Origin of the sequence: Actinocorallia sp. B10E7 (assembly GCF_039871655.1) — a bacterium.
GTDB lineage: Bacteria > Actinomycetota > Actinomycetes > Streptosporangiales > Streptosporangiaceae > Actinocorallia.
The window spans coordinates 149,344-162,329 of sequence record NZ_JBDPLZ010000006.1; the positions used below are offsets into that span (position 1 = coordinate 149,344).

At 69.9% G+C, this 12,986-nt stretch carries 11 protein-coding genes; 8 read left to right on the forward strand and 3 right to left on the reverse strand.

Translation table 11 applies throughout. The features are described 5' to 3' along the window. The first annotated feature begins 3 nt into the window (after positions 1-3). A complete protein-coding gene (locus tag ABGB12_RS22320; protein ID WP_347680947.1) occupies positions 4-729 on the forward strand; it encodes a hypothetical protein in 726 nt (241 codons plus the stop codon). A gap of 75 nt (positions 730-804) precedes the next feature. Here the strand turns inward: ABGB12_RS22320 and ABGB12_RS22325 are convergent, their stop codons facing one another. From ABGB12_RS22325 to mltG, 3 genes are all read right to left on the reverse strand, one after another. After that, positions 805-1,941 (reverse strand): CU044_5270 family protein, encoded by a 1,137-nt coding sequence (locus ABGB12_RS22325; protein ID WP_347681482.1) that lies wholly within the window; start codon positions 1,939-1,941, stop codon positions 805-807. 5 nt (positions 1,942-1,946) lie between these two features. Then, entirely contained in the window at positions 1,947-2,471 is a 525-nt protein-coding gene (locus ABGB12_RS22330) for an RNA polymerase sigma factor (protein WP_347680949.1), read from the reverse strand. A 145-nt stretch (positions 2,472-2,616) separates the two neighbouring features. Continuing rightward, positions 2,617-3,780: an endolytic transglycosylase MltG gene (gene mltG, locus ABGB12_RS22335; RefSeq protein WP_347680951.1), complete on the reverse strand. Its 1,164-nt coding sequence runs from the start codon at positions 3,778-3,780 to the stop codon at positions 2,617-2,619. Between the two features lie 399 nt (positions 3,781-4,179). Here mltG and dnaK point away from each other — a divergent pair, with 399 nt between their 5' ends. From dnaK to sigJ, 7 genes are all read left to right on the forward strand, one after another. After that, positions 4,180-6,015, forward strand: a complete 1,836-nt coding sequence (gene dnaK / locus ABGB12_RS22340) for a molecular chaperone DnaK (protein WP_347680953.1) — start codon at positions 4,180-4,182, stop codon at positions 6,013-6,015. Beyond that, positions 6,012-6,593, forward strand: coding sequence for a nucleotide exchange factor GrpE (gene grpE / locus ABGB12_RS22345; protein ID WP_347680955.1), 582 nt, complete (start codon positions 6,012-6,014; stop codon positions 6,591-6,593). The genes dnaK and grpE overlap by 4 nt, the downstream gene beginning before the upstream one ends. Positions 6,594-6,669: 76 nt before the next feature. Next, positions 6,670-7,830: a molecular chaperone DnaJ gene (gene dnaJ / locus ABGB12_RS22350; RefSeq protein WP_347680957.1), complete on the forward strand. Its 1,161-nt coding sequence runs from the start codon at positions 6,670-6,672 to the stop codon at positions 7,828-7,830. Continuing rightward, positions 7,831-8,262: a helix-turn-helix transcriptional regulator gene (locus tag ABGB12_RS22355; RefSeq protein ID WP_347680959.1), complete on the forward strand. Its 432-nt coding sequence runs from the start codon at positions 7,831-7,833 to the stop codon at positions 8,260-8,262. 7 nt (positions 8,263-8,269) lie between these two features. Then, positions 8,270-10,864 carry an ATP-dependent chaperone ClpB gene (clpB, locus tag ABGB12_RS22360; RefSeq protein WP_347680961.1) on the forward strand — a complete coding sequence of 865 codons (2,595 nt, stop codon included), beginning with the start codon at positions 8,270-8,272 and terminating at the stop codon, positions 10,862-10,864. Positions 10,865-11,150: 286 nt separating this feature from the next. Continuing rightward, the gene (locus ABGB12_RS22365; RefSeq protein WP_347680963.1) at positions 11,151-12,095 is read left to right on the forward strand and encodes an NAD(P)-dependent oxidoreductase; all 945 of its coding nucleotides are present in this window, start codon (positions 11,151-11,153) and stop codon (positions 12,093-12,095) included. Then, positions 12,092-12,949, forward strand: a complete 858-nt coding sequence (gene sigJ, locus ABGB12_RS22370) for an RNA polymerase sigma factor SigJ (protein WP_347680965.1) — start codon at positions 12,092-12,094, stop codon at positions 12,947-12,949. Before ABGB12_RS22365 ends, sigJ begins: the two co-directional genes overlap by 4 nt. Positions 12,950-12,986 lie beyond the last annotated feature (37 nt).

Here is a 12,986-nt window from a genome sequence, read left to right on the forward strand (position 1 = left end):
CTGATGAAGCACCTCCCGCGCCGTCTCGCGGTCGGCGCCGCGGCGGCCCTCGCCACCCTCGGCCTGGCCTCCGCGCCCGCCTCCGCCGAGAACGCCTACACCCCGTCCGAGGCCGACTTCGCCGCCTGCCCCGCCAAGCCGGCGGACGCCAAGTCGTGGACCTGCTACTCGGCCACCGTTCTCGACGGCACGATCGACATCGGCTCCGTCAGGGTCAAGGTCGACTCCCCTCTCCAGCTGGTCACCGCGCAGGGCAAGCTCAACGACGGCACCTCCGTCGCCCGGCTCGGCGCCCTCACCGGCGGTACGCTGACCGTCCAGACCCCGCTGCCGGGAACCCCCCTGTACATCCAGGACCTCACCGGCACCAAGGTGAAGATCGAGGCCACCGGGCAGGTCGCTCCGGGCACCACCATGCCCCGGGAGTTCGGGGTCAAGTTCCGCTTCACCCACCCCCTGCTGTCCAGCAACTGCTGGGTGGGCACCAACAGCAGCCCGATCATGCTCAAGCCCGTGATCGGCCTCGCCCTGCCCGAGCTGCGCAACAACCTGCTCATGCTCAAGGTGTGGACGACCGACAACACCTTCGCCCTGCCGAAGGCGTCCGGCTGCGGCCTGATCCCCGGCGGCCTGATCGACATGGCCGTCAACGACCGCTTCAACCTGCCGAACAACTCCGGCGACAACAAGGCGAGCTGGAACTGGGTGGTCCGCCACAAGACCCTCTGAGTACCGCTCTCCCCCGAGACGAACGGGCCCGGCCGCCTTCCCCCCCGAGAGGCGCCGGGCCCGTTCCCTTTAACGTTACGGCCTCTCGTCGGCCCATCCGGACGAGGTAATCGTCACAGCGTTCCAGACGGCCCCCACGGGTAGGCCTGCCTGGTGGCCGCCCGGTTTCACGACCACGCTGTCGCTCTGGAGCGCCCGGCCGGTCTCCCGGTCGAACAGAAGACGGTTGAGGAGGACGCCCCCATCCGTCTTCTCCTCCATGCTCACCGCGGTGCCCGTCCGGCCGTCCATGTCCTTGACGTTATCGACGACCCGTACGGTCTTGAGCTCCGCGAGCATCCGGAACGCCGCGCCGCGGACCTTGGGACGCACCGGCATGTCGATGATCAGCCCGGTGGCCACCCGGTACAGCCACGCCTCGGACGTCATGGGGACGCTCGTGGACTCGGTGTCGTGCCCGCTGTAGGAACGCAGAAGCCACGCCTTGAGCCGCTTCGGATCGTCCGGAAGGCTCAGCAGGTCCTTCATCGTGACGTTCTCGCCGAGCCAGAACACCTTGTCCCCGTCCACCAGCGGGCTCCGGTTGGTGCGCGCTTTTCCGGGCTCCTTGTCGATCGGGAAGGTGCCCAGGCCGGGAGAACCGGAAGCGGCGGGCTTCGGCGCCTCCCCGAAGACCCGGGACGGGGAACCCGCCTGCCTCCACGCCGCCTCGTCCTCGGGCCCGGGAAACCCGAATCCGAGCCGCTGCGAACGGCTGATCTGGTCTCCGCCGGGCGCGTACGGCGTCCACATCTCGTTCTTGTCGAGCATGTAGACGTAGTAGTCGTGCTCGCCCCGGATGGGCATCAGGCTTCGCTGGACGGACGCCGTGTGCCACCACTCACCGGTCTCGTCCGGCTGGGCTTCGGCTTGGGACGCGGCGGCCAGCAGGACCGTGCGCGCGTCCAGGACGACGGACGCGGACGGGGAGGCCGCCGCGGGAGCCTGCGGAGGAGAAGGCGTGCCTCCCTGCGTGCCGGCGATCACCACCGCCGCCGCCGTCACGGCGCCCGCCAGGCCCAGCCCCCACATGGGCCTGAGGCTTCGCGACGGTGATGCCTTCCGGCGGGGCTGCCGGGGCTGCGCGAAGGCGTGGTTCAACTCCTGGGCCCGGGTGACGGCGTCCACAGGGGCGTCCAGGTGCGCGGGCCGGGCCGCTCGCAGTTCTTCCATCTCGTTCAAGACCACTCCTGGCTTGGGACCCGGATCCGGGGGGAGGACGTCCTCTGGGGTTCTTCGAGTGCCTGCGTGAGGCGTTTGCGCGCGCGGTGCAGCCGGACCCGGAACGCGGCCTGGCCGCAACCGACCACTGCGGAGGCCTCCTTCACCGTCAGGTCGTGCCAGGCGACGAGCAGAAGCAACTCCCGGTCGTCCTCGGAGAGGGCCGCCAGCGCCCGGAGCACCTCCAGGCGTTCGGCCACCTGTTCGGCGTGGTCGCCTTCGGCCCAGGCCTTCAGTTCGGCCTGCAGGGAGTCACGGCGGGCCTGCGCCCGGATGTTCTCCCTCAGGACGTTGCGCGCCACCCCGATGAGCCAGGGCAGCGGGCCGGGCGGCACGTCGTCCAGCCGCCGCCAGGCGATCGCGAAGGTTTCGCTGACCACCTCGTCGGCGATCTGTCGGCCCGCCCTGCCGACCACGTAGGCCCACACCCGCTGCCGACACTCGTCGTACATGTCGGTGAAGCGCTGATGATCGTCGTTCACACGCCTCCGCCCCTTCATCCGGATGTCTCTGACACCGGGTAGTGGTCGCCGGAGGCCTGGCGTTACATCCCGTCTCATCCGACCGGACGCCCTGGGAATCTCGGTCGTCGCGATTCCGGAGGGCGAGCCCGCCCGTTTCCGCGCTTCAGTTCTTCGGCTGGGGGTTGGCTTTCAGCCACTTCTCGAACTCGGCCTTGAGCTTGAGGAAGCCCTCGTAGTCCTCCGCGTACTTGGTGAGGCGTTCGGTCGGGTTCGTCGCGACGAAGTACAGCCACTTCCCCTTGGCGGGGTTCAGGGCCGCCTCGATGGCGGCGACACTGGGGTTGCCGATCGGCCCCGGCGGCAGCCCGCGGTGGGTGTAGAGGTTGTAGGGCGAGTCGATGGCCTGGTGCCGCTCCCGCACGTCGAGAGTGCGTTTCTGCCACGCGTACAGCAGGGCCGTGTCGAACTGGATCATCATGTCGATGTTGAGACGGTTGTAGATGACCCGGGAGATCTTCCGGTAGTCCTCGGGACGGCCGGCCTCCGCCTCGATGAGGCTGGCGACGGTGAGGACCTCCGCGGGGGTGAAGCCCGCCTTCGCGCCCTTGGAGAAGGGAATGTCACGGGTCTCCTCCTTGAACCGGGAGACCATCATCTTGAGCAGCTGCTCCGCCGTCGCGTCCGGCGGCAGGTCGTACCGCCCGGGGTACAGGTACCCCTCGACCTTGCCCTTGGCGGACGCCGGAAGCCCCAGGGACCGGGCGTCGACCTTCTTGAACTTCCCGACCGGGATGCCCGTGGCCTTCGACAACTGGGCGTAGATCTCCGACGACCATTTGCCCGGGGAGACGTCCACCACCCCGGTCCTGGCCTTCGGGTCGAGCAGCAGCGTGACGGCCGCCTGCGCGGACATCTGCCGACGCATCTTGTAGAAGCCCGGCTGCAGTCCCTGGAGTTTCGTGCCGGCCGCCTTGGTGAACGCCTTGACGGACTTGACGACGTCGGCCTCCAACAGGGTCTGGCCCACGTCGGCGGTGTAGTCGCCCTGCGCCACCTCGATGGTGACGCGTCCGGTGCCCTCGCCGGAGTAGTCCGGCGGGTTCATGAGGGTGTCCAGCCTGGTGTAGCCGTAGTAGCCGCCGCCTCCGACCAGGATCAGAAGGAAGACCAGCGCCATCGCGACCGCCGCGCCGCCGCGCCGCCGGGTCTTGCGCTGCCGCCGGGCGGACCGCTCCGACTGCACCGGCAGGTCGACCGCGGTCGACTCGCTGCCGCGCCGCCGAGGCCGCGTGTCTTCGCCTTCTCCCCAGAAGTCCGTGTCAACCATCAGTTCCCTTGATCGGCTTACCAGGAATCCCCGGTGGGGCACCTCTTCGCTGGCTCCCCGATCACGACATCCGAGCCCCTCGCGATGCGACTAGAGGTTTGACCGTTATATGGCTTTCACCATAGAAGCACCCAGTTTAGCTGGGGATTATACGCGTAGGGCCGCTTCCTTAGGGATCTTTCTTCGCGGCGCCCCGACCGCACCAGGCGATCCCCACCCCGCCCTCCCCCACTTCGGGAATCTTCTGAGGGACTCAATCGTTCTGCCAGCAGCAAGGCAAGAAAGTTGAGTCGATGAGACTCAAGTGATTTGACAAAGGAACGCTCCCTGGGCATCCTTGGAGCAGCGGATCTCTTTCAGGCCCGACACAGACCTGACGAGCAACGGAGGATTCTGACGATGGCACGTGCGGTCGGTATCGACCTCGGGACGACCAACTCGGTCGTCGCGATTCTGGAGGGCGGCGAGCCCACCGTGATCGCAAACGCGGAGGGGTCGCGGACCACGCCGTCCGTCGTCGCCTTCGCCAAGAACGGCGAGGTCCTCGTCGGTGAGGTGGCCAAGCGCCAGGCCGTCACCAACGTCGACCGGACCATCCGGTCGGTCAAGCGTGAGATCGGTACCGACTGGAAGGTCGGCATCGACGGCAAGGACTTCACCCCGCAGCAGATCAGCGCGTTCGTGCTGCAGAAGCTCAAGCGCGACGCCGAGGCCTACCTGGGCGAGACGGTCACCGACGCGGTGATCACCGTCCCCGCCTACTTCAGCGACCACCAGCGGCAGTCCACCAAGGAGGCCGGCCAGATCGCGGGGCTGAACGTCCTGCGGATCATCAACGAGCCGACGTCCGCCGCGCTGGCCTACCACCTGGAGAAGGAGGGCGAGGCCACCATCCTCGTCTTCGACCTCGGCGGCGGCACGTTCGACGTCTCCCTGCTCGAGGTGGGCGACGGCGTGGTCGAGGTGAAGGCCACCTCCGGCGACAACCACCTGGGCGGCGACGACTGGGACAACAAGGTCGTCGACTGGCTGGTCACCAAGTTCAAGAACGCCCACGGCGTCGACCTGTCCAAGGACAAGATGGCCCTGCAGCGCCTCCGCGAGGCCGCTGAGAAGGCGAAGATCGAGCTGTCCTCCTCCGCGGAGACCACGATCAACCTGCCCTACATCACGGCGTCCGCCGAGGGCCCGCTGCACCTGGACGAGAAGTTGACCCGGGCGGAGTTCCAGAAGCTCACCGCCGACCTGCTCGAGCGCTGCAAGGCGCCGTTCCAGCGGGTGGTCCAGGACGCCGGCATCAGCGTCAAGGACATCGACCACGTGGTCCTGGTGGGCGGCTCGACCCGTATGCCCGCCGTGACCGAGCTGGTCAAGGAGCTCGCCGGCAAGGAGCCCAACAAGGGCGTCAACCCGGACGAGGTCGTGGCGGTCGGCGCGGCCCTGCAGGCCGGCGTGCTCAAGGGCGAGGTCAAGGACGTCCTGCTGCTCGACGTGACCCCGCTGTCGCTGGGCATCGAGACCAAGGGCGGCATCTTCACCAAGATCATCGAGCGCAACACCACGATCCCGACCAAGCGCTCGGAGACCTTCACCACGGCCGACGACAACCAGCCGTCCGTGGAGATTCAGGTCTACCAGGGCGAGCGCGAGATCGCCGCGTACAACAAGAAGCTGGGCACCTTCCAGCTGACCGGCCTCCCGCCGGCGCCGCGCGGCGTCCCGCAGATCGAGGTCACGTTCGACATCGACGCCAACGGCATCGTGAACGTCTCGGCCAAGGACCTCGGCACCGGCAAGGAGCAGTCGATGGTCATCTCCGGCGGCTCCGCGCTGCCGAAGGACGACATCGAGCGCATGATGCGCGAGGCCGAGCAGTACGCCGAGGAGGACCGGCGGATCAAGGAGCAGGCCGAGATCCGCAACCAGGCCGAGACGGCGACCTACACCACGGAGAAGTTCCTCAAGGAGAACTCCGAGAAGCTGCCCGAGGACCTCAAGAAGGAGGTCGAGGAGGCCATCGCCCAGGTCCGCAAGGACCTCGAGGGCACCGACACCGAGGCGATCAAGGCTTCGAACGAGAAGCTCGCCCAGGTGTCGCAGAAGCTGGGCGCGGCCCTGTACGCGCAGCAGCAGGCCGAGGGCGGCGCGGCCGCGCCGGGTGCGGAGCAGCAGGCCCCGCAGGACGACGAGGTCGTGGACGCCGAGATCATCGACGATGACAAGGACGCCAAGTGACCAACTCTCAGGACGAACCGGTGATCCGCGACTCGCGGCGCATCGATCCTGAGACTGGCGAGCTGCGGACTCCTCCCGCCACCGAGACGGAGGAGGAGTCCGCGGCCCTGGCCGGAGAAGTGGTCGATGAGACCGCCGAGCAGCAGGCGGACGGCAGGCTCCAGGAGCAGCTCGACGAGCGCACCGCGGACCTGAAGCGGCTGCAGGCCGAATACGTCAACTACCGCAAGCGGGTCGAACGCGACCGGGTGGCGGTGCGGGAGCAGGCCATCGCCGGTGTGCTCACCGACCTGCTGCCCATCCTCGACAGCCTCGACAAGGCGCGCGAGCACGACGAGCTGGTCGGCGCCTTCAAGTCCGTGGGCGAGTCCCTGGAGACCACCCTCGGCAAGCTGGGCCTGGAGAGGTTCGGCGAGGCCGGCGAACCGTTCGACCCGAACGTGCACGAGGCCCTGACCCACGTACCGTCCCCGGACGCGACCGAGGAGTCGATCCTCGAGGTCTACCAGCCGGGATACCGGATCGGCGAGCGCGTGGTGCGGCCCGCGAGGGTCGTGGTCTCGGGCCCGCAGGACTGAACGAGAACAGAACATCCGCTCCGGGGGCGGCGACGCCCCCGGAGCACACCGAAGCACTTTTTCCGAAGGGGAGCCGGTGAGCACCAAGGACTACCTTGAGAAGGACTATTACAAGTCCCTCGGTGTCGCCAAGACCGCCACCCAGGACGAGATCAAGAAGTCTTACCGGAAGCTCGCCCGCAAGTACCACCCCGACGCCAACAAGGGCGACACCGAGGCCGAGGAGCGCTTCAAGGAGATCTCCGAGGCCTACGACGTCCTGTCGGACGAGAAGCGTCGCAAGGAATACGACGACATCCGGGCCTACGGCGGCGCCTTCCGGGGCGGAGGCCCGGGCGGGGCGCAGGGATTCGACCTCAACGACCTGTTCGGCAGCGCGGGAGGCGGAGCCGGAGCCGGCGGGCTCGGCGACATCTTCGGCGGCCTGTTCGGCCGGGGCGCCCGCGGCGGCGCCACCACCACCGGCAGGCGTCCGCGCCGCGGCCAGGACGTCGAGTCCGAGGTGACGCTGACGTTCTCCGAGGCCCTCGAGGGCATCACGGTGCCGCTGCGGCTGTCGTCCGAGGCCCCGTGCCCGACCTGCCGGGGCACCGGCGCCAAGGCCGGGACGTTGCCGAAGGTCTGTCCGCACTGCGAGGGCACCGGGCAGGAGACCCGCAACATGGGCGGTTTCGGCTTCGCCGAGCCGTGCAGCAGGTGCCACGGGCGCGGCATGGTCGTGGACGACCCGTGCGGGACGTGCCACGGCAGCGGCCGGGCCATGAGCACCCGCACCATCCAGGCCAGGGTCCCGGCCGGCGTCAAGGACGGCCAGACCATCCGGCTCAAGGGCAAGGGCGCCCCCGGCGAGAACGGCGGCCCGAACGGCGACCTCCTGGTCAAGCTGAAGGTCACCCCGCACCCGGTGTTCGGCCGGGACGGCGACAACCTGACGGTCACCGTCCCGGTGACCTTCCCCGAGGCGACGCTCGGCGGCGAGATCCTCGTGCCGGTGCACGGCGGCCAGCCGGTGAAGCTCCGCATCCCCGAGGGCACCCCGAACGGCCGCACGTTCCGGGTGAGGGGCCGGGGCGCGACCCGCCGCGACGGCACCAAGGGCGACCTCCTCGCCACCGTGGAGGTCCAGGTCCCGCAGAAGCTGACCGACGAGGAGCGGGAGGTGCTCCAGCGCTTCGCCCAGACCCACCGGGGCGAGGAGTTGCGGGACGACCTCGTGAAACAAGCCAAGGAGGGGTAAATGAACCTTCCTGACGACACTCCCGTCTACGTCATCTCGATCGCCGCGCAGCTGTCCGGTCTCCATCCCCAGACGCTGCGCACCTACGACAGGATGGGGCTGGTGTCGCCCGGCCGGACGTCCGGCCGGGGCCGGCGCTACTCCATGCGCGACATCGTCATGCTCCGCGAGATCCAGCGGCTCTCCCAGGAGGAGGGCATCAACCTCGCGGGCATCCAGAAGATCCTCGAACTCCAGCGCGCCAACGAAGAGCTCCACGCGGAGATGAAACGGCTGCGGCGCGTGGTCGAGGAGCTGGGCAACGAACTCGAATCCACCCGCGCGGTCGCGGCCAGGCTGGCCCAGTTGCGCGGAGAGAACCGCGGCGGGGACCTCGTCCCCATCAGACAGGCCGGTGTCGTCATCTGGCGGCAGCAGGAATCCGGGGGCTGAGAACAGCATGGACTACAAACTGACGAACAAGAGCCAGGACGCGGTCTCGGTCGCCGTCCGCCGGGCGGCCGCCGAGGGCAGCCCGCAGGTCGAGCCCGCGCACCTGCTCGCCGCGCTGCTGGCGCAGCAGGACGGCACCACGGTGCCGCTGCTGGAGGCGGTCGGGGCCGACCCCGCCGTCGTGCGCCGCCGCACCGAGGAGCTGGTCGAGAAGCTGCCGAAGGCCAAGGGCTCGACGGTCGCCGCTCCGCAGAGCTCGCGCCCGCTGCTGGCCTCGCTGAACACCGCGGCCTCCCGGGCCCGGCAGCTGCAGGACGAGTACGTCTCGACCGAGCACCTGCTGGTGGGTCTGGCCACCGACGGCGGCCAGGTCGCGACGCTGCTGAAGGAGCTGGGCGCCTCGCCCGAGGCGCTGCTCGACGCCTTCGAGAAGGTCCGGGGCCACGCCCGGGTGACGAGCGAGAACCCCGAGGACACCTACCAGTCGCTGGAGAAGTACGGCGTCGACCTCACCGCCAACGCGCGGGAGGGCAAGCTCGACCCGGTCATCGGACGTGACGCCGAGATCCGGCGGACGGTCCAGGTGCTGTCGCGGCGCACCAAGAACAACCCGGTGCTGATCGGCGAGCCCGGCGTCGGCAAGACCGCCGTCGTCGAGGGGCTGGCCCAGCGGATCGTCGCGGGTGACGTCCCGGAGTCGCTGCGCGACAAGCGGCTGATCTCCCTGGACCTGTCGGCGATGGTCGCGGGAGCGAAGTTCCGCGGCGAGTTCGAGGAGCGGCTCAAGGCCGTCCTGAACGAGATCAAGCAGTCCAACGGCCAGATCATCACCTTCATCGACGAACTGCACACCATGGTCGGCGTGGGCGCCGCCGAGGGCGCCATGGACGCGGGCAACATGCTCAAGCCCATGCTGGCCCGCGGCGAGCTGCGCATGATCGGCGCGACGACGCTGGACGAGTACCGCGAGCGCATCGAGAAGGACCCGGCGCTGGAGCGCCGCTTCCAGCAGGTCCTGGTGGACGAGCCGTCCGTCGAGGACACCGTGGCGATCCTGCGCGGCCTGAAGGGCCGTTACGAGGCGCACCACCAGGTGCAGATCTCCGACTCGGCGCTGGTCGCGGCGGCGACGCTGTCCGACCGGTACATCACCTCCCGCTACCTGCCCGACAAGGCCATCGACCTGGTCGACGAGGCCGCGTCCCGGCTGCGGATGGAGATCGACTCCCGCCCGGTCGAGATCGACGCGCTGCAGCGGACGGTCGACCGGATGAAGATGGAGGAGCTGGCGCTCTCCAAGGAGTCCGACGAGGCGTCCCGGCAGCGGCTGGAGAAGCTGCGCGCCGACCTGGCCGACAAGCAGGAGGAGCTGAACGCCCTCGTCGGCCGGTGGGAGCAGGAGAAGGCCGGCCTGAACCGGGTCGGCGAGCTGAAGAAGAAGCTCGACGACCTGCACGGGCAGGCCGAGCGCGCCCAGCGCGAAGGCGACTTCGAGACCTCCTCGCGGCTGCTGTACGGCGAGATCCCCATGCTGGAGAAGGAGATCAAGCAGGCTTCGGAGGCCGCGGAGTCCCGGGGCGCGATGGTCAAGGAGGAGGTCGGCCCGGACGACGTCGCCGACGTGGTGTCGGCTTGGACGGGCATCCCCGCGGGGCGGCTCATGCAGGGCGAGACGGCCAAGCTCCTGCACATGGAGGATTACATCGGCAAGCGGCTCATCGGGCAGAAGGCCGCCGTCACGGCGGTGTCCGACGCGGTGCGCCGCAGCCGGGCGGGGGTCGCCGACCCGGACCGTCCGACGGGTTCGTTCCTGTTCCTCGGCCCGACGGGCGTCGGCAAGACCGAGCTGGCCAAGGCGCTCGCGGACTTCCTCTTCGACGACGAGCGGGCGATGACCCGGATCGACATGTCGGAGTACTCCGAGAAGCACACCGTCTCTCGGCTGGTCGGTGCTCCTCCCGGTTACGTCGGGTACGAGGAGGGCGGTCAGCTCACCGAGACGGTCCGGCGGCGCCCGTACAGCGTGGTCCTGCTCGACGAGGTCGAGAAGGCCCACCCGGAGGTCTTCGACCTGCTGCTGCAGGTGCTGGACGACGGCCGGCTGACCGACGGCCAGGGCCGTACGGTGGACTTCCGCAACACGATCCTGATCCTGACGTCGAACCTGGGCTCCCAGTTCCTGGTGGACCCGGCCCTGTCGCAGGAGCAGAAGCGCGAGGCGGTCATGACCTCCGTGCGGGCCTCGTTCAAGCCGGAGTTCCTCAACCGCCTCGACGACGTCATCCTCTTCGACCCGCTGTCGCAGCTGGAGCTCGCCGAGATCGTGGACCTCCAGGTCGACCGGCTCTCCAAGCGCCTGTCCGACCGCCAGCTCACCCTGACGGTGACCCCGGAGGCCCGCCAGTGGCTCGCCGAGACCGGCTACGACCCGGTCTACGGCGCCCGCCCGCTGCGCAGGCTCGTCCAGACGGCCATCGGCGACCAGCTGGCCCGCGCCCTGCTCGACGGCACCGTCCGCGACGGCTCCGAGGTCGTCGTCGACCTGGACAAGGAAGCCGACAAGCTCACCGTCGGCTCGTCGTCCCTGTCCTTCGCCAAGTGATCCACGTGGTCCGCGCCTCCCGCGGGCGCGGGCCTCGGCGGGGTCCGGAGGCCGACTGACCCGGGTGGACGCCCGGGTCGGTCCGGGAGATCGAAGAGAACGCCCGGCCGGGACATCCCGGCCGGGCGTTCTCGTGCTCGGGGCGTCCCGTCGCGGTCGGAACCCCGAAAGCCGATGACGTGATGCGGATCACTTCGGGGAGTGTCACGCGGGAGAGGGCACGCCCGTCTGGTCACCGTCACCGATGTTCCCCGGCGCACCGCCGGGACGGCACCAAGGAGTGATCATGCGAGTTCTCGTCGCGGGCGCCACCGGAGTGATCGGAAGCCGGATGGTCCCGTTGCTGGCCGCCGTCGGGCACGACGTTCTGGGGCTGGTCCGTCCGGGCCGCGACACCGCCGCGCTGACGGCCGCGGGCGCGGAACCGGTCGTCGCGGACGCCCTGGACCGGGACGGGCTTCGCCGCGCGGTCCGCCGGGCCGCACCCGACGCCGTGGTCCACATGCTCACCGCGATCCCGGCCGAGATCGACCCGAAGCGGCTGGCTCGGGACTTCGCCCCGACCAACCGGCTGCGGACCGAGGGCACGGCGAACCTGATCGACGCGGCCGCGGGAGCGCGGATCATCAGCCAGGGCCTTGCCTACGCCTACCAGCCGTCCGAGGGGCTCGCCGACGAGGACGCGCCGCTGTGGCGGACGGGCACGCCGAAGCAGTTCGTCCCGGTGCTGGAGGCCCTCGTCCATCTGGAGCGCCTGACCACTCTGGCGGGCGGGCTGGTCCTGAGGCTGGGCCACCTGTACGGGCCCGGCTCGATCTACGCCGCGGACGGCTCGTTCGTACGGCAGGTGCGGGCCGGGAAGGTGCCGCTGGTCGGCGGAGGGAACTCGGTGTTCTCCTTCACCCACGCCGACGACGTGGCGACCGCCGTGGCGGCCGCGCTCGACAAGCCCGACGTCACCGGCGTGCTGAACATCGTCGACGACCGGCCCGTGCCGCTGCGCGAGTGGCTGCCGGAGCTGGCCGCGGCGCTGGGCGCCCCGGCGCCGAAGAAGGCGCCCGCCGCCCTGGCCCGCCTCGCGGTGGGAAGCTGGGGTGTGGCGTTCATGAACGGGTTGCGCGGCGCCGACAACGCCCGGGCCCGGCTTCGGCTGGACTGGCGCCCGCGCTACGCCTCGGCGATCGAGGGCCTCGCCGCGGAGGCGGCGGACGGGAAGGCCGGTGCCGTGTGAGCGACGCGGTCGAGGTCTTCGAGGAGCATCGGCGGCTGCTGCTGGGTCTGGGCTACCGGCTGCTGGGCAGCATGTGGGACGCCGAGGACGTGGTGCAGGAGGCCTTCCTGCGGTGGATGCGGGCGGACAGGCCGCAGATCCGTGAGCCTCGTTCGTTCCTGGTGACGGTCACGACCCGGCTCGCGCTCGACCAGCTGCGCTCGGCGCGGGCGACCCGCGAGGCCTACACCGGGCCGTGGCTGCCCGAGCCCGTGGACGGGCGGGCCTTCGGTCCGCTCGACACCGCCGAGCTGCGCGACACCCTCTCCTACGCGACGCTCCACATGATGGAGCGCCTCTCCCCGCCCGAACGCGCGGTCTTCGTCCTGCGGGAGGCCTTCGGCTTGCCCTACGACGACCTCGCCGGGATCCTCGACCGCCCCGCCGCGACCTGCCGGCAGTGGCATCGCCGCGCGGTCCGGCGCCTGGCCGAGGATTCCGGACGGTTCGCTCCCGCGCGGGCCGACCACACCGAGCTGCTCACCCGGTTCCTGGCCGCGGCGCGGAACGGCGACGTGGCCGCCCTCACCGAGCTGCTGGCCGAGGACGCGGTCGCCTACAACGACGGCGGCGGCAGGGTGCGGGCCGCCCTGCGCCCGGTCGCCGGACGTGACCACGTGGTGGCGTTCGTGGTGGGGCTGATGTCCCGCTACCCGCTGGAGGAGGCCCGCCTCACCGAGGCCAACGGCGAACCCGCGATCTGGACGGTGATCGGCGGGCAGCGGCAGCTCGTCGCCTTCGACGTCCGTGGCGGACGCATCCACACCGTCTACGGCATCCTCAACCCCGACAAACTCACTCGCATACGGACGTGAGAGGCGACGAGAGTCGTCCGCCGACACGACGGGAACC